Genomic DNA, 21433 nt, shown 5'->3' on the forward strand with positions numbered 1-21433 from the left:
GAGATACGGTATGGAACGCGACAGGCCCCTCGTGCGACGCATCCTCCTCACGCTCGCCCTGATCCTGGCGATCGACGCCGTCGTCGTCGGCGTCTTCGCCCTCCTCGCGTACCCCTGGCTCTCGGTCGTCCACGACCCCATCGCGGCCATCGTCGGCTCGCAGGCCGCGCTCCTCGCCCGCTGGCTCGTGGTGTTCGTCCCCGTCCTCGTTCTCTTCGTGTGGGCGCAACTGCGCTTCACGAAGCGCGAACTCCTCGCGGACGTCCCCGCGACCGACGCCACGCGCGAGACCCACCCCGACCTCCACGCTCGATTCGCGCGACTCTGCAAGCAAGCGGACGTGCAGCCCCCGAACCTCGGCGTCGTCGATAGCAGCGTCCCTAACAGCTTCGCGGTCGGCGGCGTGACGGACGCGACCGTCGTCGTCTCCGAGGGCCTCTTCGACGCGCTCTCGGACGACGAACTGGACGCCGTCCTCGCCCACGAACTCGCGCACGTCAAGAACCGCGACGCGACCGTGATGACGCTCGCGAGCTTCCTCCCGGCGCTCGTCAGCGACGACCGCCGCGTCGTGAACGGCGACGGTGCGCACCTCTTCGTCTGGATCGCCCTCACGTTCGTCCTCTACGTGTTATCGTCCGCGTTCGTCCCCGGGGCCCTGTTCTCGATGACCTCCGTCCTCGGGTTCGTCGCGCTCGTCGCCATCTCCGTCCTCGGCGGAGGCATCCTCCTCGGCGTCCTCACGGCCCCCGTCGTCCTCCTCTCCCGGCGGCTCTCCGAGAGCCGGGAGTTCGTCGCCGACCGCGCCGGCGCCGTCCTCGTCGGCGACCCGAGCGCGCTCGTCACCGCGCTCGAGAAACTCAGCGACCGCGGCCTCGGCCGCCCCGAGACCGACGCCCGTGCACACTACCGGGGCGTCGACGGCCTCTGCTTCCTCCCCTACGGACTCGACGAAACGGGAGACGAGGCAGCCAACGACGACGCATTCACCGTCGAGACGCGCTCGCATCCGCCGACGCACGAACGCGTCGCCAACCTCCGCGCCCTCGCCGACGAACTGTAGTCCGCTGTCCCGCCGTCGGCAATTCGAAGTCTCTCCCTTCGTCGGCAACTGGTCGGCCGTTGCGTTTATCTCTCGATATCCAACAGTCTCCGGTATGCAACGGGTAACCACCGTCCTCGTCCTCCTCCTCGTCGCCGGGACGCCCGCCGGGAGCGTCCTCGGGGCGAGCACACACGCCGGTCCCGGTCCGTCCGCGACTACCACCGGCGCAGCCCAGGTGGATGCTGCGGCTGCGGACGGCGCCCCCGCGGACGAAGTCGTTCATCAGACCGCCTCGAGTGTGGGGACGCCACGCAGTGCGCCAGCGTCGAGCGACCCGACGATCGTGGAGCGAACGCGACTGAACAGCACGCTCTCGGTCCCCGGACGGGTGACGATCACGTACGAGTACGAGCTCCCGACCTCGCTCTCGGAGTTCAGGATGCAGGCACCGTTCTTCGCGGACGACGCCGTCCAGTCCCTGCAGACCGACGACTTCGAGCGGACCGGCGAGACGGAGTTCACGTGGTCCGAGGACACCCAGACGCCGTCGGTGACGGTGACGACGAGCGTCGACCAGGGCGAACTGACGAGCGACGCGGTCGGCGTGGAGACCGACGCGTTCGCGTTCGTCGAGTTCCCCGCGACGTACGTCTCCTGGCGGTACTTCGGGACGGAACCGACGTTCACCACGACCGGCGAGGTCGCCGGGGACGGCGTCGCGAGTCGCGCGTTCGCGGTCGCCGGCGAGACCACGGCCGAGTCCGTCGCCGCGGGCGATCGAACCGTCGACGTCGTCCTCGCCGGCGACGCCAGCAGCCAGTCGACGCCCGCGGCGTACGGGGACGTGTTCCGGCTCGGCGACCGCGAACTCGTCGACGGCGCCGAAGGCGTCGACGACGACGGCGACGACCACGACGACGGCGACGACGGTCCGCAGAGCGTCGTGTACGTCCTCCCAGAGGACGCGTTCGCGTACGAATATCCCTGGGCCGGGCGCGCGCAGTACGACAGCTTCTTCGTGCAGGATTCGGCGTCGACGGTCGAACGCGTCGAGAGCACGCCCTACCACGAGTACGTGCACGTCCGCATGGCGACGTTCGGCGAGGACTCCTCGGCGTGGCTGAACGAGGCGCTCGCGGAGTACTACGGCCACCTGCTGGCGATGAACGCGGGCGACGGCGACTGGAGCGAGTTCCAGGAGGCGCTGGCGGTGACGCGCGACGAGTACCGGGACGCGAAACTCGCTGACACCGCGACCTGGGACCGCGAGCCCGTGGACTACGAGAAGGGGTCGCTCGTCGCCGCGGCGCTGGACGCCGAGATACGGAACCGAACCGGGGGTGCGAGGACGCTCCAGGACGTGCTCGCGTACCGGTACGGCGACGACGACCCGTACGGCGACCTGCGGACGTACGAGGACTTCTCGGCGGCGGTCGTCGCGGTCACTGACGACGAGTCGATGCGGGCGTGGCTCGACGAGTACGTCGCGGGCGAGTCGACGCCGCCCGTCCCGAGCGACCCGGACCGGTTCGTCCTGAACGCGTCGATGGACTCCGACGGCGACGGCGTCGAGAACCGCCGCGAGGTCCAGACGAACCCGTTCGAGTCCGACACCGACGGCGACGGCATCGACGACGGCGAGGACGCCTATCCGACCGACGACACTCGGTACGAGGCGTCGACGACGACCGAGGAACCGACGACTGTGGCGACGTCCGCGACGCCGACGACGACTGTACGGACGACCGAGAAGCCGACCACGAAGCCGACCACGACGGCGACCACGCAAACCACGGCGGCCACGGGATCGACCGCGTCGACCGCAACGGGCGAGTCGGCGCCGACGGCTGACGATACGGCAAACGGCGACTCCAGTGGTGGACCCGGTGACGGAGACTTCGACCCGACCGCGGTTCCGGGATTCGGCCCGAGCGTGGCCGTCCTCGCACTGCTTGCCGTGGCGTTCATCGTCCGCCGGCGTCGCTGAGGCCCTCTCGCCCCGTTATCGCGTCGGCCCCACCCCACCGTGTCCGGAGTAACCGGCACCCCTTGCCGGGGCGACCGTCCGGGGACCGGGGACGTCAGTCAGTACGAGAAGAGGTCCGCGCCGCCGGTCACGCCGATCACCTGCCCCGTCACGTAACGCGCCTGGTCGCTGGCCAGATAGCACACGAGTGGCGCGACGTCGTCCTCGCGACCCAGTTCCTTCATCGGGGTCGCCTGTCGGATGCGCTCGAACTGCGGATTGAACGCTTCCAGCTGCTCGGGCTCCATCTCCGCCAGGTCCTCGACGACGATGTTCGGCGTCAGGACGTTCGAGGTCACGCCGTACCTCGCGCCCTCCAGTGCGAGGGTCTTCCCGAACCCGATGAGGCCCGCCTTCGTCGTCGAGTACGAGATCTGCGCGAAGCTCCCGCGCCACCCGGCGATGCTCGCCATCGTCACGATGCGTCCCCACCCACGTTCCTTCATGCCCGGGTAGACCGCCTTCGTGACGTTGTACGCACCCGTGAGGTTCAGTTCCACGTCGCGATCCCAGAGGTCGTCGTCGAAGTCCTCCATTTTCGCGACAGCGTCGACGAACCCGGCGTTGTTCACGAGGACGTCGATACCGCCGGTCTCTTCCTCGACGGCTTCGATCGTCGATGCGACGTCCTCACGGTCGGTGAGGTCGCAGTCCACCGCCATCGCCTCGCCCGTCGCGTCCTCGTCGTCGTCGATCTCGTCCACGACGCGCTCGGCGCCGTCCAGGTCGACGTCGAGGACGACGACGGCCGCGCCCTCGCGCGCGAGGTGCTTGCAGTCTTCGCTCCCGAGTCGCCCGGCCCCGCCGGTGACGAGCGCCGTGCGTCCGTCAAGTCCGAGATCCATGTCGCGATACCACGAACCAACCGTTCATAGTTGTTAGCGTCTCGGCACGAACGTCACGTCGCCAGATCGCTCCCGGTAACTTCAGTCGTCGTTTCGAAATAAACGATCTTGAACCACGAACGCCCACTTCGAACGGTAAGTATGACACGACTGAAGCGAGAAGAGATGGTATAACGTCACGTACGCGCAGCAAAACAAAGTGGGAGGGGGTCATGGACGGTTCCACCAAGGCCCGTCCCGGATTCACAGAACGAGCATCCCGGCCCGCAGAACGGCCCTCCCGGCCTCAGACCGGCCCCTCCCGGTGACGGGCGTCGACTACCCTCTCATGTCCCACTCGCACGACCACGACCGACCAGACCAGAGACGCCCAGTAGACGGACGGAACCAGGCCGCCAACCACGCCGCGAACCGTCCAGTACGATCACCGAGCGGCCCGCTCGACGCCGCGACGACCGTCCGGAAGGTGTGCGCGTACGTCACTCGGAACCAGGAGGAACTCCTCGTGTTCGACGGCCCCGGCCACGACGACCCGCAGGTCCCGAAGGGCACCATCGAGGGCACCGAACCGCCGCCGCAGGCCCTCCACCGGGAGGTCCGCGAGGAGAGTGGCTTGACTCCCGACGACGATCCGACGCACGTCGCGACCGACGTCTGGACGCGTCGCCACCACCCACCGCGGCACTACCTCCGGCACTTCTACCACGTGAGCGTCGACGAACCCCGCGACGCGTGGACCCACACCGTCACCGGCGACGGCCCCGAGTGCGGCGCCGAGTTCGCGTACTCGTGGCTCGAACTGGACGAGGCGACGGACTTCGCGCTCGACCTCCACGACTACGTCCCCCTCCTCCGGGAACGACTCTGAATCGACCGGTCCGCCACACCACTGCGAAGACGGGGGTCAGCGCGTGGTCGTCTTCCACCGGCCACTGTCGTCACCCGAGGTCGCTCCGGGCGAAGGTCGCGTACCCCGCGAGCAGCGGGAGCGCCGTCCAGGCCGCGAGCACCACTGCGAAGACGCTCCAGTGCAAGTACGCTGGCGATCCGTCGGCGACTGCACCGGCGATACCGGGGAAGGAGTCGTCGGTCGCGTGGACGACTGCCTGGACGAGTGCGCCGTACGCCCCGGACGGACTGAGGCCCTGTACGAGCACGAACCAGCCGGGGACGGTGCCGGCGGGCGCGGCACCCTCGACGACGAGGTGTGCGCCTTGCGGAACGAGGTCCCAGAGGAGCGCGAGTGCGAGGTACGCCGCGATACCCAGCGTCATCGCTCGCCCGCGCGTCGCCGCGGCCGCCGAAACGCCTACCGCGATACCGACGAACGCGACGCCGAGCGCGCACGTCAGCGCGACGATGCCGGCGAACGCGACGACCGGCAGGCCGCCGTACGCTATCGCGGTCGGGATCGCCGCGAGCGCGAACCCGGCGACGAGACCGACGACGACCACGGCTGCTCGCCCCAGAAACTTCCCGAGGACGACCGTACCGCGACGTGGTTCGAGCCCGAGGAGGATGCGGATGCTCCCGGACTCGCGTTCGCCTGCGATGGAGAGGTATGCGGCGACGAGCGCGACGATGGGGACGAGCATCGCGGCGAACTCCGTCGCCGCCCCGAGTCCGGAGAGGACGTTCGCGTCGAACGCCGGGATGGCGAGCGGCACCATCGAGGTGACTGCGACCATCACCGCGACGAGGGCGACGACCCCCCAGACGACGCGCGACTGGACGGCGTCGCGGAACTCGCGTCGCGCGATGACCGCCCAGCTCATGCCTCGACCTCGCGATGGGGTGCCGGGTCGTTGCGGTGCGTGTACGCGGCGAAGAGGTCCTCTAGCGACGGGTCGTCGATACCGATGTCGAGTATCGTACAGCCAGCGTCCCGGACGCGGTCGATGAGTGCGAGCTTCGCCGTCGGTTCGACGCACGTCCCCCGGACCGCGTCGTCGGTGACGGTGACGTCGACGAGGCCAGGAACGTCCTCGACGACGAGGTCGCGCGGCGGTCGGTCGACGGCGACGGTGACGGTCGCGCCGGTGCCGACGGCGTCGCGGAGTCCGTCGATGGTGTCGACGGTGGCGAGGCGTCCATCGTCGAGGATACCGACCCGGTCGCAGACGGCTTCGACCTGCGAGAGGACGTGACTCGAGAAGAAGACGGTGCCGCCGTCGTCGGCGTGATCGCGCGCGATCGTCCGCAGGTCGCGGATGCCCTCTGGGTCGAGGCCGGAGGACGGTTCGTCGAGGACGAGGACGTCGGGGTCGCCGACGAGTGCCATCCCGAGCGCGAGGCGCTGGGTCATCCCCTTCGAGTAGCCGCCGGCCTTGCGGTCGGCGGCGTCGAGGATGCCGACGCGATCGAGAATGCTATCCGGGTCGGTAGTCGCACCCTTGAGGTCGTTCGCGAACGCGACGTGTTCGCGTCCGGTGAGGCGATCGTAGAGGCTGTAGCCGTCGGGGAGGATGCCGACCCGGTCGTGGACCGCGGGCGCCTCTGACTGCGCGTCGTACCCGAGGACGCTCGCGCTGCCGGCGGTCGGTCTGACGTAGTCCATGATGACGTCGATGGTCGTCGACTTCCCGGCACCGTTCGGGCCGAGAAAGCCGAATACCTCGCCCTCTGCTACTTCGAACGTGACGTCGTCGACGGCGTAGACGTCGTCGTCGTAGCGCTTCGTGAGGTTCTGGACTTCGATGGCGGTCATCGAGGACCTCCTGTCCGCACCGGTCTATACTGGTCGTCGTGGGTCCGCGTCGTCGCCATGCGTCCGGTCGGGGCCGGAGCCCCAAATAAATTATTGAGAATTTGATAACTTGTCGTGACGTTTACTCAAACATTCTTGAGAACGCCAGACGGCGTGTGCTCGTTACCCACCATTCCCGGAGCCGTCCGTCCCGACGACGGATACGGTCAGGTCAGCGTCGAGTGAAAGCGCCAGCGACTCGCCACCGTAGCGGACCGTCACGGACACCGACGGCTCCGTCGAAGGCGACCGGTCCGCCGACATCGGCGGATCGTTCGATTCCACTTCGGCGACGTCGACGTCCCACGCCTCGATGTACCGCGGCAGGTCCCAGAACGCGATCGCGGTCGCGTCGACGCCGTGCCGCCAGTAGAAGGCGACGACCGCTGGATGAAACAGGACGTGCGCCGCCACCGGCGCGAACACCCGATGGTTACAGCGCTCGCACACCGCCACCGCGTACGGGTCGGTCTCACCGTGGGACTCGCGCTGCTCGACCGACACCACCGCACGACCACCGCAGTTCGCACACGTCCCGCCGACCGCGACGGCGTACTCGTGGCGAACGCGCCGATCGCACGCCTCCAGGACCGCCCGCTCGCTCCGCCCCACCACCGCCGCTGGCGGCAGATCGTACGTCACGATTCGCATCCCGCAGCCGTCGCAGCGCACGGTCAACAGGCCGTCCTCCTCCGTCGCATCGAACGCCGTCTCCGGACAGCCCGGACACTCCCCCGACAGCGCGAGCGGCTCGAACGACGGCGTCTCCGTGAACGATCCCGCCAGGACCGCACGCATCACGTCCTCGCCAGCTCGATTCAGCTCGTACCCCGACTCAGAGCGTCGCAGGAACACGCCCTCCAGATGATCGAGGTGGTACGACAACTGGGACGTGCTGTCGATGTCGAGCGCGTCGTATATCTCCGTGAACGACAGCGTCCGCTCGCCGTCGCGTTCGGCGTCCGCGAACGTCCGGAGCACGGCGATGCGGTGCTCGCTCGCAAGTGCCCCGAACGCGTCCGCTGCCGGCACCGACGACGACTCGGCGTCCTCCGTCATGTCGACTGGTCCGTCCACGTTCCACAAACCACTACTGCTCCACCCACTCGAAGTCGTCGAGCGTCGCGTTCTCGCCACCGGTTCCGTCCTCGCCGTCGCCGTCGCCGTCCGTCTCCGCGCCTTCCTCGCCACCGAGCCGTCGGTCGAGGTCGTCGGGCGTCGGCGCCGGGAACTCCAGCGCGGGGAACGGACCAGTCGCCTGCTCGCGGACGCGCTCGACCTCGTCGAAGACGCCGTGGTCGACGCCGGAGAGCGACGCCCACGCTTGCGTCCGCGTGAGCCCGACGAACAGCTCGTTCCGGCGCGTGACGAGGTCCGCGCGCCGGTCGTCGTCGGCGACGCGGTCCACGCCCGCGACGTGCACAGACGCCGCCTCGTTCCCCTTCGCTCGATTGATGCGGGAGACAGTCACTGCGCCGTCCTCCCGGAAGTCGTCGACGTTGCCCTTCCAGACGCGGTTCGCGTCGACGCCCCGCTTGGCGAGTGCGTCCGCGACGCGGTCGCCGAAGTCCCGGGAGTCCCCGACGTCGCCGAGCGGGACGACGAGCACTTCCTCCGGCGCCAGCCCCTCCTCGTGCACGTCGGCTGCGACGGCGTCCGCGACGTGCTCGACCTCGCCAGCGCGACTGTGCGCTCGCGACACCGAGAGGAACGGCCGCGCCGCCTCGCGGTCCCGGAGCGGATGCGGCGAGTGCGCGTCGGGCCGCACGACCTCCACCGGCTCGCCGTGCCGCCGGAAGTCCCCACGCTCGACCTCGTACCCCAGGGACTCCCAGCCGCGCTGGGTCGTCAGCGCCTGCACGGCGCCAGCGTCCCGCAGGAGCCCCATCCCGAGCCCGTGCGCCGTCAACAGCACGGGCCGGGGCGTCCGGTACGCCTTCCGCATCACGATCGACTTCCGCACCCCGCCCTCGTACTGGCCCTTGAGGTCGACGACGGGAGCGCCGTCGTCGTCCGTCCCGAACACGGCCGTCGGACTCGGCGCCTGCAAGCTCTGGAGCGACTGCGCCTCGTCGTACGCCCAAACGAGCCGTTTCGGGGGCTTCAGGACCGCGTGACAGAGCTGCAGAAACCCCGGCTCGAAGTCCTGGGCCTCGTCCACGAGGATGGCGTCGTAGCGCTCCTGGGGCTGACCCGACTCGAGGACTTCCTCGCAGCAGTTCGCGAGCAACCCACCGTCGGCGTCCCCGAACGCCGCCTTCGCGTCCGAGAACGTCCGCGGCGCGACGCCCGCCGCCTGCGCCGCGTCGTAGTACAGGCCGCGACTCGTCTTCCCGCCCCACGCGTGCATCACCTGGAGGCGCGACCAGTCCACGTCGTCGTCCGCGAAGTACGCGTAGTACCTGTGGACGGCCTCGCGAGCGGCCTCGTACAGCGCTCGCGTCTGGAACGTCAACACGACGTTCCACTCGGGGTGCCGGGCGTGCAGTTGCGCCGCCTTCTGGGCGAGCACGATGGACTTCCCCGACCCCGCGATTCCCCGTACCTGCTGGGGGCCGTCCGGGACCTGCATGGCGAACTCTTCTTGCGCGTCGTCCAGGCGCTTCAGCCCCGACTCCAGTTCGTCGAACAGGTCCGCACGAGAGGGCCCACCATCGCCGACGCCGGTGGCGTCCGTGCAGTTCGCGACCGTCGACGCGCCACCGTCCGTGCCGGTCGCATTCCCACCGTCCGTGCCGGTAGCGCCCTCATCGTCCGTCCCTGTGGTCGCCCCTTCGCCCTTGCCCGCGTCCGGGAACCGCTCGCCGCTGATCGGCTGGCCGCCCGAGAGCACGGCTCGCGCGTCGCCGTACTCGCTCGTCGACAGCGAGTCGGCGTCCGGTAGCGAGTCGAACCGGTCGCGTAGCGCCGCGGGCGTCAACTCGTCGCCCGTGATCACGCGCGGCGCGGCCGGGAGGTCGTCGAACCCCTTCGCAACCCACTCCTCGCGCGTGACGTTCGGGAGCGCGACGACGGGATGCATCGCGACCACGCAGTTCGCGCGCCGGTCCATCAACGACGGCTCCTTCGTGAAGTGACTGAGGAGCCTGAACCCCTGCTCGCGGACCTGCGTGTACGGCGCCGCCGCGTCCTGACTCGTTCCCGACAGGACCCAGCGCTCGCCCTCGATGCGCGCGATCTGGTCGATCGTGTACCCCTTCACCTCGAGGACGACCAGGCCGTGCTCGCGCGAGAGGACCAGGACGTCGAGTTCGCGGTCGAAGCGACCGTCGGCCTCGTCCACGACCGGGTACCGACGGAACGCCACCCCCGTCGCGTCCGGCCCATACGCCTCCTTCAGCGACTCCCAGACCTCGTCCTCTGCGTCGACGCCCGCGTGCGTCGCCGCGACCCCGGACGCGACGAACTTCATACCCGGAGAATCCGCCGACCTCGGATAAACCCACCGCCTGCGTCGCCACCGAGCGAGCACGGGCGCGCCGTCAGGTCGCGCCGAACAGGCGCGCGAGCACGACGTCGCCGAGGAGGACGAACGCCATCCAGCAGACCGCGAGCACGACGAGGCCCAGCAAGAGGGCGTTCCCCGCGAGGCCCCTGTAGTACGCCGCGACCGCGGCGAACGACCCAACGACGAGGAACACCGCGGAGATCGTGCTGACGAGGACCGCGACCGCGGTCGCTCGCTCCTGCGGGTCTCCGTCGCGGACGAGCGCGAGCAGGTGTCCGAACACGTTCGTCGCACACTCCCGCCCGCGATGGCATAAATCGACGGGTCGACTCCGGTCGCGAGTCGAGTCCGCGTTCGACCCGCGAATCCAGTCGAGTCCCGTGTCGGGCGACGAGGCGTTGCGAGGGTTTTTGTAGGTGCTCGCGGTAACTCCGGCGAGACGTGAACTCCGCGCTCGACCTCCTGCGACTCCTCGTCGTCCCCTTCTTCGCGTGGGCCGCCTACACGGACGTCAAGACGCGACGCATCCCGAACCGCGTGTGGCCGCCGCTGTTCGTCGCCGGCGTCGTCCTGCTCGCGCTCACCGTCCAGCAGGCGCTCGCGCCGGGCGCGCCCTACGCCTCGCGCGTGCTGCCTGGAATGGTCGTGAGCCTCGGCGTCGTCGGGCCAGTCGCGTACCTGTTCTGGCTGTTCGGCGGGTTCGGCGGTGCGGACGCGAAGGCACTGCTCGTGCTCGCGTTGCTGTTCCCGATCTATCCCGCGTACGATGTCGCGGGCGTCGTGCTTCCGCTTCCGGGGAACGAGAACGCGCTCGGGAGCTTCGCGTTCACCATCCTGACGAACACCGTCGTCGTCGGCGTCCTCTACCCGACCGCACTCGCCGCGCGCAACGCCGCGAACGGCGAGTTCTCGCTCCCGATGTTCCTCGGTAAGCGCGTCCCCGCAAGCGCGGTCGTGGACCAGTACGGGACGCTGATGGGAACGAACGACGGCATGGACGCGGGGAGCCTCGACCTGGACGCCCTCCGCATGTACCTGACGTGGCGCGGGACGACGCTCGCGGCCGTCCGAGGGAACGCCGACGAACTCCGCGATCCGGCGTCGCTTCCCGAGGACCGGAACGATCCCGGCGGCGGCCAGGTCGCGGAGGGTATCGACGACGAGTGCGTGGACTCGGAGCCGGCGCGCGCACCCGACCACGGCGACGGCGCGGTCGATTCCGACGCCGAACCGGATGTCTCGGGAACGATCGACGATACGGCCGGTGAGGATGCGGCGTCAGAGGACGATACGGCCGGTGAGGATGCGGCGTCAGAGGACGATGCGGCGTCCGAGGAAGATGGGACGTACGAGGACGCGTGGGGCGCGGAACTGTTCCTCGAGGAGGTCGAGGGCGACGCGTACGGGACCTCCCCGGACGCGCTCCGGGACGGCCTCGATGTGCTCGCGGACGCCGAGGGGGTCTGGGTGTCGCCGGGCATCCCGTTCATCGTCCCGATGTTCCTCGGGCTCGTCCTCGCGCTCACCGTCGGCGACCTCCTGTCGGCCGCGGTCCCGATGCTGTAACCCGGACGGCGATCCGGCGGTGGCGAGAATAGGGTGCCGTCGTCGATTCGTCTGGAGCGGGAACAGGCCGCCGTCGGTATGGAAGCAACTTAGTGTCGGAACTGTCACTGTTCCCGCATGCCCTCCCAGCAGCAGGCGTCGATCGCTCCCGACGCCAACAGTTCGCTCTACGTCGCCGCGTTCGTCCTCCTGGCAGTGGCGGCCGTCGGTGCGACGTGGCTGACGTTCGCCCTCCCACTCGGCTACCTCGTCGACGACGCCATCGCGCAGGGAGTGGCGACCGTCGTCACGCTGGCGCTCGTCGTCCTGGCGGTCCACCTCGACAGCTCCGGCGGGTGGCGGGCTCGCGCGACGGTCGCCGCAGGCGTCCTCGGGATCGCCGTCGTCACCGCCCTCACCGCGCTAGCCGTCCACCAGCTACTTCTCATTCCGACCGCCGTCGTCCTCTCCGACCAGGTGCTCGGTACTGCGCTCGCCGCCGTCTTCGCGCTCGCGCTCGCCGCCGCGGTCGCCGTCGCCGTCCTCGCGGCGATCGGCGACACCGACACCGACTGGACGCTCACGCTCCGCATGGTCGCCGCCTGCCTCCTCCTCGTGGCACTCACCGTCGCGTTCCTCGACGTGGTCTGGGTGCTCGCGTTCCTAGCCAGCGGCATCGTCCTCGGCGACGTCGACGCCGGCGTCGTCGTCGCGACCGTCGTCGTCCTCGCCACTGTCGCGCTCGTCGCCATCCGACAGGTCGGGACCGTCGACCGCCTCGAGCGGCGCACGCACGCCACGCCAGTCGACCCCGGCGACTACCCCGCGCTGCACGCGACCGTCGGCCGCCTCGCCGCGCAGTTCGACGTCCCGAAACCCACGGTCGCTGTCGCTGACAGCGCGACCCCGGAGGCGATGGTCGTCGGGTTCCGGCCGTCGTCGATGCACCTCGTCGTCTCCGCGGGACTGCTGGACGCGCTCGACGACGACCAGCGGGCCGCTGTGGTCGCGCACGAACTCGCGCACGTCGCGAACCGCGACGCCATGGTGATGACCGCCGTGAACGCGCCGGTCGTCGTCGCCGACGGCCTCCGACGGTTCGGCGACGACGACGGTTCGAACGGCGTCGCCGTCCTCCTCTACCACGTCGGCACGGTGATGCGCACCGCCGCCCGGGCCGTCGTCGCCGTCCTCTCCCGTGCTCGCGAGGCCGCCGCCGACCGAGCCGCCGTCGCCGTCACCGGCGACCCGGCAGCGCTCGCCACCGCGCTCGAGGAGCTCGACGCCGCGGTCGCGGACACGCCGACCGTCGACCTGCGGGCGGTCGCCGGCCTCAGCGCACTCTCCATCGTCCCCGTCGACCCCACGGAAGTGGAGAAGGTCATGCTCGGCCCGGAGGGCGACCGCGAGCCGTACCTCTGGAAGTATCGCGCGCCGGTCGAACGTGCCGCCGCGGTCGTCTTCCGGACGCATCCCTCGACGGAGGCCCGGATCGACGCGCTCCGCGAACTCCAGGCCGAAGTCGCCACCGACGACGCCCGAGGACCCGCCGCACCGTGAGCGGGCTTCGAACGGGAGCGGGCGGACTGCAAGCGTTATTCGGCTGGCGACCCCGGGTCCGGGCATGGACAAGCAGTCGCTCCGCGAGGCGGTCTGGGACGAACTCGAGGAGTCGGGAGAGGCGCGGTTCCCGTTCCCGCCGCACGGCCGCATCCCGAACGTCGCCGGTGCGGCGGACGCGGCCGACCGGCTCGCCGCGACCGACGCCTGGCGGGACGCCGACGTCCTGAAGGCGAACCCGGACGCCCCGCAGCTCCCCGTGCGCCGTCGTGCGCTCCACGAGGGGAAGACGGTGTACATGGCGGTGCCGCGGCTCGCGACCGAGGAACCGTTCTACGAACTCGACCCCGAGCGCCTCGACGCGTCCGACTACGACGCGGCCGCGACCGTCTCGAAGGTCGAAAGCTACGCCGAGCCCGTCGCCGTCGAGGACGTCGCGCCCGTGGACCTCGTCGTCTCCGGGAGCGTCGCCGTCTCCGAGCGCGGCGCGCGCGTCGGGAAGGGCGAGGGCTACAGCGACCTCGAGTGGGCGGTGCTCGCGATGGCGGACCTCGTCGACGGCGACACGACGGTCGCGACGACCGTCCACGAGCGGCAGGTCCGCGACGTCCCGGAACCGGACGCCCACGACGTCCCGATGGACGCCGTCTGCACGCCCGAACGCACGATATGGACCGACACGCCGTACGACCGGCCCGCCGGCATCGATGCCGAACTGCTCTCAGACGACCGCGTCGAGGAGATTCCCGTTCTGCAGGATAGGACGTAATGGCGCGTTGTCGCGCTGGAGGGGCTCGGTGGCGTTCCCGGTGGCGCTCCTCTCAGAACTCGGTAACGACCTCGATGCCCGCGGTGTCGTAGGTCGTCATCGCGGCGAGGCGGTCGGAGACGTCCGCGAGCGCGACGCGCTTCGAGACGAGCGCGCCCGGGTCGAGTCGGCCCGCGTCGAGCAATCGCAGGAGTTCGTCGTAGCGCGTCGGCGGCATCCCGCGCGAGCCGTGGAACGTGACGTCCCAGCGCGTCATCTCGTCGACGGGGAGCGCGACCTCGCCGCGCTCGTCGTCGGTTGTGAGCCCGAGCTGGACGTGCTCGCCGCGCGAGCGCAGGCACCGGACGCTGTTCCGGCACGTCTCCGCGCGCCCCAGCGCGTCGACGGAGACGTGGGCACCCCCGTCCGTGAGCGCGTCGATCGCCGCTGGGACGTCCTCCACTTCGCTCGCGTCCACCGTTTCGTTCGCGCCTACGTCCCGTGCGAACGCCAGCGGGTCGTCGCGCACGTCGACGGCGACGACGCCGGCTCCGAGCGCGCTCGCGATCTGGACCGCCGCGAGCCCCAGGCCGCCGCAGCCGTGGACCGCGATCCAGTCGCCCGCGTCGACGTCGACCCGATGGGAGAGCGCGTGGAACGCGGTCACGTATCGACAGCCGAGCGCGGCCATCTCCTCGAACGCGACGCCGTCGGGGAGCGATACGACGTTGTATTCGGCGTGCGGGACGTGCACGGCCTCCGCGAACGCCCCGGGGACGTCGGCCTCGAACCCGAGCGCGTAGCCGTCCTCGCAGACGTTCCCGTGACCGTTCACGCACTCGTGACAGGAGCCGTCGCCGAGGTTGAACGGGACCGCGACGCGGTCGCCCGCAGCGAGTGCGTCGACGCGGTCGCCGACCTCCGCGACCACGCCCGCGGGTTCGTGCCCGAGTACCTGCCCGATCGGCACCTGGTCGTCCGCCCACTCGCCGTGGCCCTGCCAGGAGTGCCAGTCGCTCCGGCAGACGCCACACGCCTCTACGTCCACGACGACGCCGTGGGGGTCGGGCTCCGGGCGCGGACGAGACTCGATCCGCAGCGGTTCGCCGTACGCCTCCAGGACGGCTGCTCGCATACCGGACCCGTCGCGGGAGACCCACATAGACCTGTGGTCCCCGGCCGTTCGCGACGGTAGGCACGTTCCGCGGAGTCGGCCGAGTCGACGGTCGCGACGGCCGCGTCTCCCGCGGGCATCGGGCGAGTCGCCGTTCGCGACGGAACGCCTATCCCGCTGTCGACTGATTGGTCGCGCATGGACGCGTGCTGTTTCGACATGGACGGCGTCGTCGTCGACTCCGAGCGCCACTGGGTCCCACTGGAGAACGACCGCATCCTCCCGACCGTCGTCGAGGCGACCGACGAAGACGGCAACGTCGCCGGCTCCGACCGCGGCGGGCCGACGGCGAGCGAGATAACTGGCATGAACGTCCGCGACATCTACGAGTACCTCGACCGCGAGTACGGGACGACCGTCGACGAAGACGGATTCGTCGCCGAGTACGACGAGGCGGCGGTGGAACTCTACGAGGACCGCGTCGAGCTCGTGCCGGGGTTCGAGGCGCTCGTCGACGACCTCCGCGCCGCCGGGACGTCCGTCGCGCTCGTCTCCTCGTCGCCGCATCGCTGGATCGACCGCGTGCTGGAGCGCTTCGATCTCGCGAATCGCTTCGACGCAGTGGTTAGCGCGGAGGACGTCGACGGTCCGAGCAAGCCCGAGCCGGCCGTCTACGAGGCCGCCGCGCGGCGACTGGGCGTCGACCCGGCTCGTGCGATTGCGATCGAGGACTCCCGGCACGGAATCGCGGCCGCGAACGCCGCCGGGATGCACGCGGTCGCGTACCGCACCGAGGCGAACGCGGACGTCGACCTCTCCGCGGCCGCGACCGAGGCCGAAGGCCCGGAGGCGCTCCGCGAGACGCTCCTGTCGCTCGCGAGGGACCGATGAGGCGCGAACGCGTCGCCTCCGGGACGCCGTGGGAGGACGCCGTCGGGTACTCGCGCGCGATCCGGGCGGGCGACGAGGTACACGTCTCCGGGACGACCGCGACCGACGACGACGGCGACCTCGTCGGCGCGGACGATCCCGCCGCACAGATGCAGCAGGCTCTCTCTAACGTCGCTGACGCGCTCGAACGAGCAGGTGCGAGCATCGACGACGTCGTCCGCACGCGCATCTACGTCGTCGACATCGAGGACTGGGAGGCGATCGGTGCCGTCCACGCGGACGTATTCGAGGACGTCCGGCCGGCGACGTCGATGGGGCAAGTCGAGCGCCTCGTCGACCCCGAGATGCTCGTCGAGGTGGAGGCTGTCGCCATCGTCGACGGGCACGACGCCGACGGGGAGGCCGATTCGCCCGGCGAGTGAGCGACCGAGAAGGCCACTCGAGACGACCCCGACGCCGGGTGGTAGTCGACGACCCCGTAATGGCGTCAATCGTCGCGCCGTCCCCCGACTTTTCACTTTCACCGTACGAGGCTACTACTTAACACCTTACCGTCCGGATACCAGTTCATGTTCGATAGGCTACGAGCGGTCTTCCGGGCGCCGGGGACGGGCTTCGCGGAGTGCCGCCGCTGCGGGTCGAACGTCGACGACCCGACCGCGGGCTGCGCGACCTGTGGGTCGACAGAGGTCGCCGAGTACGACCTCTAACCGACCGATCGCTAGGTACGACGGTACGTGGTCCGCGTCGCCGACCTCAGGCGAGGTCGCCGTCGACGGCGTCCTCGACTGCGTCCGCGAGGAGGCCCGAGCGGACGAGCGTCCCGGCGGCGTCCATCTCGGGCGACAACTGGCGGTCCTCGGCGAGGGGCGGTGCGACCTCGCGCACCGCTTCGACGGCCGCGGCGGACCCGACGCCCGGCGAGAGGCCGTCGTCGACGTACTCGAGCGCTTGCGCGCCACAGAGCAGTTCCACGCCGACGACCGTCGCCGCGTTCTCCACGGCGGTCTGGGCGTGCATCGCCGCGCCCGCGCTCATCGACACGTGGTCCTCCTGGCCGCCGGAGACGGGCGTGTTGTCCGTCGCGGCGCGACCGAGACTCCGGCACTCGTTGACGAGCGCGGCGCTCGTGTACTGCGCGATCATGTACCCCGATTCGAGGCCGGGGTCGGCGGCGAGGTACGCCGGCAGGTGGTCCTCCTGGAGCTTCGGGTTCAGCAGGCGGTCCGTTCGGCGCTCGCTGATCGCCGCGAGGTCCGTCATCGCGGCGGTCAGGTAGTCGAGGCGGTGCGCGAGCGGGGCGCCGTGGAAGTTCCCGCCCGAGAGGATGGCGGCGTGCTCGGTGCCGCTCGCGCGCTCGTCGGTCGCGTCCGCGGCGAACACGAGCGGGTTGTCGGTCGCGCTGTTCAGTTCGGTCTCGACGGCGTCCCGTAGATGGTCGACCGCGTCGCGGACCGCGCCGTGGACCTGCGGCATGCAGCGGATGGCGTAGGCGTCCTGGACGCGGTCGCAGTTCCGGTGCGATTCGACGATCTCGCTCTCGGCCGTGGACGCGCGGACGTTCCGCGCGCTCGCTGCTTGGCCATCGTGGGGCCGCACGGACTGGAGGGCGTCGTCGCAGGACGCGGTCGTCCCCATCGTCACCTCCGTCGTCAGGCCACCGGCGACGTCCGCGGCCGTGAGGATGCGTTCGGCGTCCACGACCGCCATCGCGGCGATGCCGACCGTCAACTGGGTGCCGTTGATGAGCGCGAGGCCCTCCTTCGGTGCGAGCGACACCGGGTCGAGGCCGGCGGCGGAGAGTGCCGCGGCGCCGTCGACGCGCTCGCGCTCGTCCGGCGGCCCGCCCTCGGGCGGCTCGACGACTGCTTCGCCCTCGCCGAGGAGGACGAGCGAGAGGTGCGCAAGCGGTGCGAGGTCGCCGCTCGCGCCGAGACTCCCGCGCGAGCGGACGACGGGGTGAACGCCCTCGTTGAGGAACGCGACGAGGTGGTCGACGACGCGCTCGCGGATGCCGGAGTACCCCTTCGCGAGCGCGTTCACGCGAGTGACGAGCATCGCGCGGACCTCTTCGCGCGTGCAGTCCCGGCCGGCGCCGGCGGCGTGACTCCGCAGGAGGTTCGTCTGGAGCGTCTCCACGTCCTCCCGCGGGATGCGCTCGGTAACGAGGTCGCCGAACCCCGTATTGAGGCCGTAGACGGCCTCGCCGGAGTCGACGACGTCCTCGACGCGCTCGCGGGACTCGCGGATCCGCTCGCGCGCCACCTCCGGGACGGCGACGGGCTCGCCCTCGCGGGCGGCCGCGACGACGTCCTCCGGTGCGAGCGTCTCGCCGTCGAGTTGGACGGTCATACTGACTGCCTCCAGTTGCGCGGTGCGGTCATACTGACTGCCTCCAGTTGCGCGGTGCGGTCATACTGACTGCCTCCAGTTGCGCGGTGCGGTCATACTGACTGCCTCCAGTAGAGTCGTGCCGTCATCGAATGCACCTCTGGTACTCGGTTCGCATATCTTCTGGAACTGGTACGGCCGACGCCTTCGACCTTTCGCCGCCGGGCTTTTTCGACGTACAGAATCCCGCATACGAGGGCAGTCCTGTCCAGCGGGGGACGCGAGTTCACCGAACGGATAAGGAACGTGGGGTCGTGGTCCCGCTCGATGACTGGGCGAGACGACGCGGAGCCAGCCGACTCGGGGTCAGCCGACCCGACGCCGACCGCGTACGCGGCGGCGTACTGTCCGCGCTGCGGGACCGCGACCGGGGAGAAGGTCGTGGACGGCCGCGAGCGCACGTGGTGCCCCGAGTGCGACGTCGTGCACTGGCGCGCCGCGGTCCCCGTCGTTGGCGTCGCGCTCGTCGACGACGGCGAGGTGCTGACGTTCCATCACTCTCGAACTGGATCGTTCGACCTCCCGAGTGGTCACCAGGAACTCCCCGAGAGCGCGCCCGAGACGGCGTCGCGCGAGCTCGAAGAGGAGACGGGGCTCCGCGTCGATTCCGCCGACCTCTCGATCTTCGACGTCACCGTCAAGGAGCATCCGCTCGGCCGGTACAACTTCTCGACGACGTACGTCGCCACCGTCGACGACGCGACCGGCGAGCTCGAACCGGAGACCGAGGCGGACGTCGTCGAGTGGACGACGCCGACTGCGGCGCGCGAGCGCGAGGCGGATTTCGTCCCTGGCGTCGTCGACGTCGTGGAACGAGCCGTCGACGCGGTCGCCGGGAGCGAACGCCACTGAGAACCCACGACCCGGCCGACCGAGAGTTCGGCCTCGGGCTCCGAGCTGCGCTTACGCGGCTTCCTCGAGGGCGTCGTCGAGCCGGTCCAGGCAGCGGTTCGCGGCTGCGAGGTGCTCGTTCGCGTCCTCGTTTCCGGTGTCGTCGACCTCCCCGAGCAGTCGGCGTACCTTCTCCGCGCGCTCGCGGACGGTCGCCGCATCGAGGTCCTCGGCGTACCGGAGGTCCGCCGCGATGGCTTCTGCTTCCCCGAGCCACCGGCTCTCCTTCGGGGCGACCGCGCACTCGCCGGTCGCCTCGAGGTGCGAGTGTAGCGTTGCGAGCAGGTCGGTCAGGGAATCTGTGGGCACAGTCCGAACTGGCACCGGACAGTGTTAATTGTTACCGTCTCTCCCCTCCGTCGGGCGGTTGGGTTCCGGAAGCCCACGTCGCGTTCGACGCCATTTATGCCGCTCGCGGGCGACGACTCGACCATGGACGTGACAATTGACGACGTCGCTCTCGGGTCGACAGGACTGACCGTCAGCGAACTCCCCTTCGGCACGTGGCGGTTCGGTCGCGAGGCACCCGACGGCGACCTCGAGATCGACCGCGACGCCGCACTCGAACTCCTCGACGCATACGACGACGCCGGCGGGTACTTCGTCGACACCGCCGACGTCTACGGCGGCGGGAAGTCCGAGGAGTGGATCGGTGACTGGCTCGCCGACCGCGACCGCGCCGACTACGTGATTGCGTCGAAGATCTACTGGCCGACGCGCGACGGCCCGAACGGACACGGCCTGGGCCGGAAGCACATCCGCCAGAGCATCGACGAGATGCTCGACCGCCTCGGCGTCGACGCCATCGACCTCCTGTACGTGCACCGCGTCGACGACGATACGCCGATCCGCGAGTTCATGCGGACCCTGAACGGCCTCGTCGAGGACGGGAAGGTCCACTACCTCGGCGCGTCCAGTTTCGAACCCGACGCCTGGAAGATCGCGAAGGCGAACGAGATCGCCGAGCGCGAGGGCTGGGAGCCGTTCTCGGTGACGCAGCCGCGGTACAACCTCGTCGACCGCGAGATCGAGGGCGAGTACAGGGAGATGTGCGAGCACTACGGGATGGGAATCGTCCCGTGGAGCCCGCTCGGCCAGGGCTTCCTCACCGGGAAGTACTCGCGCGAGGACCGCAATCCCGAGGACACGAAGGCCGGCCTCGGCGACCGCTTCCGCGAGAACTACCTCACCGAGGAGAACTTCGACGTCCTGGACGAACTGCAGGCGGTCGCCGACGAGGCGGGGGCGACGGTCGCCCAGACCGCGCTCGCGTGGCTCCTGCATCGCGACGGCGTCACCGCGCCCATCGTCGGTGCGCGCACCGTCGAGCAACTCGAGGAGAACCTCCGCGCCGCCGAGGTCGAACTGACTGACGACCAGGTCGACCGCCTCACCGAAGCGAAGGGCGGTCCGTTCTCGCACCTCCAGTAGTCCGCTCTCGTCCTCGCGTCCACCTCGAGTATGGGGCGGACTTAGAGGAACGCTGACGCGGCGAGCGCGACGGCGGCGACGAGTGCGGCGTAGTCCCGTCCGCCGAACGCGAGCGGTGGGAGCGTCGGGTCGTACGCGAAGCAGCGGGCCTGGAGGGCGACGGCGAGCGCGTCGGCGCGGTCGAACGCGCGATTGAGGCCGCTCGTCGCGAGGAACTGCATGCGTTCGCGTAGCGGCCGCTCGGTCCCGAGTCGGGCGTGCATGGCGGCGCGCGAGCGCTTCAGGTCGGCGACGAGGACGGGGACGAACCGGAAGACGAGCGCGACGCCGACGCCGAGCAGCTGCCCGACGCGGCCGGGGACGAGGCGCTGGACGGCAGCGCGGGAATCTCTGGCCGGCGTCGACGCGACGTACGCGCCGCTGACGAACAGCACGAGGAGGACGCGGTAGCTCGCGAGCGCCGGGAAGCGAGCGTCCGCGAGCACGAACCACGGCGCGCCGAGGCGCGCACCCTCCAATATCGGTGCGAGCACGAGCACGGGCAGTACGAAGCGGACGTCGTACACGACGGTGACGGGCGATAGACGCGCGCTGGCGAGGATCCCGAGCGCGACGAGCGAGAGGGCGGCGAGCCCGCGCGGCGTCGTGTGCGCGAACGCCGCGAGCGCGAACGCGACCTGGACCGCGAGCTTCGAGCGCGGGTCGAGCGCGTGCGCGAGCGTCCCACCGGACTCGTACCTCACCATGAGTGA

General features: G+C 70.2%; 21 protein-coding genes. 11 read left to right on the top strand and 10 right to left on the bottom strand.

The window, feature by feature from the left end; genetic code table 11:
• The first annotated feature begins 10 nt into the window (after positions 1-10).
• On the top strand, positions 11-1063 hold the full coding sequence (locus G9C85_RS15835) for a M48 family metallopeptidase (protein WP_166041794.1): 1053 nt from the start codon (positions 11-13) through the stop codon (positions 1061-1063).
• A 94-nt stretch (positions 1064-1157) separates the two neighbouring features.
• Positions 1158-3032 (top strand): PGF-CTERM sorting domain-containing protein, encoded by a 1875-nt coding sequence (locus G9C85_RS15840; RefSeq protein WP_166041796.1) that lies wholly within the window; start codon positions 1158-1160, stop codon positions 3030-3032.
• Between the two features lie 98 nt (positions 3033-3130).
• Here the strand turns inward: G9C85_RS15840 and G9C85_RS15845 are convergent, their stop codons facing one another.
• Positions 3131-3916, bottom strand: coding sequence for an SDR family NAD(P)-dependent oxidoreductase (locus G9C85_RS15845; RefSeq protein WP_166041797.1), 786 nt, complete (start codon positions 3914-3916; stop codon positions 3131-3133).
• A 328-nt stretch (positions 3917-4244) separates the two neighbouring features.
• Here G9C85_RS15845 and G9C85_RS15850 point away from each other — a divergent pair, with 328 nt between their 5' ends.
• Positions 4245-4784 (top strand): NUDIX domain-containing protein, encoded by a 540-nt coding sequence (locus G9C85_RS15850; protein ID WP_166041799.1) that lies wholly within the window; start codon positions 4245-4247, stop codon positions 4782-4784.
• 70 nt (positions 4785-4854) lie between these two features.
• Here G9C85_RS15850 and G9C85_RS15855 read toward each other — a convergent pair whose 3' ends face one another.
• From G9C85_RS15855 to G9C85_RS15875, 5 genes are all read right to left on the bottom strand, one after another.
• Positions 4855-5691: an ABC transporter permease subunit gene (locus G9C85_RS15855; RefSeq protein WP_166041801.1), complete on the bottom strand. Its 837-nt coding sequence runs from the start codon at positions 5689-5691 to the stop codon at positions 4855-4857.
• Positions 5688-6623 (bottom strand): ABC transporter ATP-binding protein, encoded by a 936-nt coding sequence (locus G9C85_RS15860; protein ID WP_166041803.1) that lies wholly within the window; start codon positions 6621-6623, stop codon positions 5688-5690. Before G9C85_RS15860 ends, G9C85_RS15855 begins: the two co-directional genes overlap by 4 nt.
• A gap of 162 nt (positions 6624-6785) precedes the next feature.
• Complete coding sequence (locus tag G9C85_RS15865) at positions 6786-7721, bottom strand: helix-turn-helix transcriptional regulator (protein WP_166041805.1); 936 nt, start codon at positions 7719-7721, stop codon at positions 6786-6788.
• Between the two features lie 31 nt (positions 7722-7752).
• Complete coding sequence (locus G9C85_RS15870; RefSeq protein WP_166041806.1) at positions 7753-10074, bottom strand: nuclease-related domain-containing DEAD/DEAH box helicase; 2322 nt, start codon at positions 10072-10074, stop codon at positions 7753-7755.
• 70 nt (positions 10075-10144) lie between these two features.
• The gene (locus tag G9C85_RS15875; RefSeq protein WP_166041808.1) at positions 10145-10393 is read right to left on the bottom strand and encodes a hypothetical protein; all 249 of its coding nucleotides are present in this window, start codon (positions 10391-10393) and stop codon (positions 10145-10147) included.
• Between the two features lie 158 nt (positions 10394-10551).
• Here G9C85_RS15875 and G9C85_RS15880 point away from each other — a divergent pair, with 158 nt between their 5' ends.
• The 3 genes from G9C85_RS15880 (at position 10552) to G9C85_RS15890 (ending at position 13984) form a co-directional block, all read left to right on the top strand.
• Entirely contained in the window at positions 10552-11676 is a 1125-nt protein-coding gene (locus G9C85_RS15880) for a prepilin peptidase (RefSeq protein ID WP_166041810.1), read from the top strand.
• 117 nt (positions 11677-11793) lie between these two features.
• Complete coding sequence (locus tag G9C85_RS15885) at positions 11794-13215, top strand: M48 family metalloprotease (RefSeq protein ID WP_205254391.1); 1422 nt, start codon at positions 11794-11796, stop codon at positions 13213-13215.
• A 64-nt stretch (positions 13216-13279) separates the two neighbouring features.
• Complete coding sequence (locus G9C85_RS15890; RefSeq protein ID WP_166041812.1) at positions 13280-13984, top strand: 5-formyltetrahydrofolate cyclo-ligase; 705 nt, start codon at positions 13280-13282, stop codon at positions 13982-13984.
• Between the two features lie 52 nt (positions 13985-14036).
• On the opposite strand, the gene G9C85_RS15895 is transcribed toward G9C85_RS15890, so the two are convergent.
• The gene (locus G9C85_RS15895) at positions 14037-15098 is read right to left on the bottom strand and encodes a zinc-dependent alcohol dehydrogenase family protein (RefSeq protein ID WP_166041814.1); all 1062 of its coding nucleotides are present in this window, start codon (positions 15096-15098) and stop codon (positions 14037-14039) included.
• 177 nt (positions 15099-15275) lie between these two features.
• Here G9C85_RS15895 and G9C85_RS15900 point away from each other — a divergent pair, with 177 nt between their 5' ends.
• From G9C85_RS15900 to G9C85_RS15910, 3 genes are all read left to right on the top strand, one after another.
• A complete protein-coding gene (locus G9C85_RS15900) occupies positions 15276-15968 on the top strand; it encodes an HAD family phosphatase (RefSeq protein WP_166041816.1) in 693 nt (230 codons plus the stop codon).
• On the top strand, positions 15965-16390 hold the full coding sequence (locus G9C85_RS15905) for a RidA family protein (RefSeq protein ID WP_166041818.1): 426 nt from the start codon (positions 15965-15967) through the stop codon (positions 16388-16390). The genes G9C85_RS15900 and G9C85_RS15905 overlap by 4 nt, the downstream gene beginning before the upstream one ends.
• A 147-nt stretch (positions 16391-16537) precedes the next feature.
• Positions 16538-16678, top strand: a complete 141-nt coding sequence (locus G9C85_RS15910; protein ID WP_166041820.1) for a hypothetical protein — start codon at positions 16538-16540, stop codon at positions 16676-16678.
• A gap of 46 nt (positions 16679-16724) precedes the next feature.
• On the opposite strand, the gene hutH is transcribed toward G9C85_RS15910, so the two are convergent.
• Positions 16725-18320 (bottom strand): histidine ammonia-lyase, encoded by a 1596-nt coding sequence (gene hutH / locus G9C85_RS15915; protein WP_166041822.1) that lies wholly within the window; start codon positions 18318-18320, stop codon positions 16725-16727.
• A gap of 306 nt (positions 18321-18626) precedes the next feature.
• Here hutH and G9C85_RS15920 point away from each other — a divergent pair, with 306 nt between their 5' ends.
• Entirely contained in the window at positions 18627-19211 is a 585-nt protein-coding gene (locus tag G9C85_RS15920; RefSeq protein ID WP_166041824.1) for an NUDIX domain-containing protein, read from the top strand.
• Between the two features lie 51 nt (positions 19212-19262).
• Here the strand turns inward: G9C85_RS15920 and G9C85_RS15925 are convergent, their stop codons facing one another.
• Complete coding sequence (locus G9C85_RS15925; RefSeq protein ID WP_166041826.1) at positions 19263-19559, bottom strand: hypothetical protein; 297 nt, start codon at positions 19557-19559, stop codon at positions 19263-19265.
• A gap of 123 nt (positions 19560-19682) precedes the next feature.
• Here G9C85_RS15925 and G9C85_RS15930 point away from each other — a divergent pair, with 123 nt between their 5' ends.
• Complete coding sequence (locus G9C85_RS15930) at positions 19683-20681, top strand: aldo/keto reductase (protein WP_166041828.1); 999 nt, start codon at positions 19683-19685, stop codon at positions 20679-20681.
• A gap of 41 nt (positions 20682-20722) precedes the next feature.
• On the opposite strand, the gene G9C85_RS15935 is transcribed toward G9C85_RS15930, so the two are convergent.
• Positions 20723-21427, bottom strand: a complete 705-nt coding sequence (locus G9C85_RS15935) for an energy-coupling factor transporter transmembrane protein EcfT (RefSeq protein ID WP_166041830.1) — start codon at positions 21425-21427, stop codon at positions 20723-20725.
• Positions 21428-21433 lie beyond the last annotated feature (6 nt).

The sequence above is a fragment of the Halorubellus sp. JP-L1 genome, assembly GCF_011440375.1.
In the GTDB taxonomy this organism is placed as follows: Archaea; Halobacteriota; Halobacteria; order Halobacteriales; family Natrialbaceae; genus Halorubellus.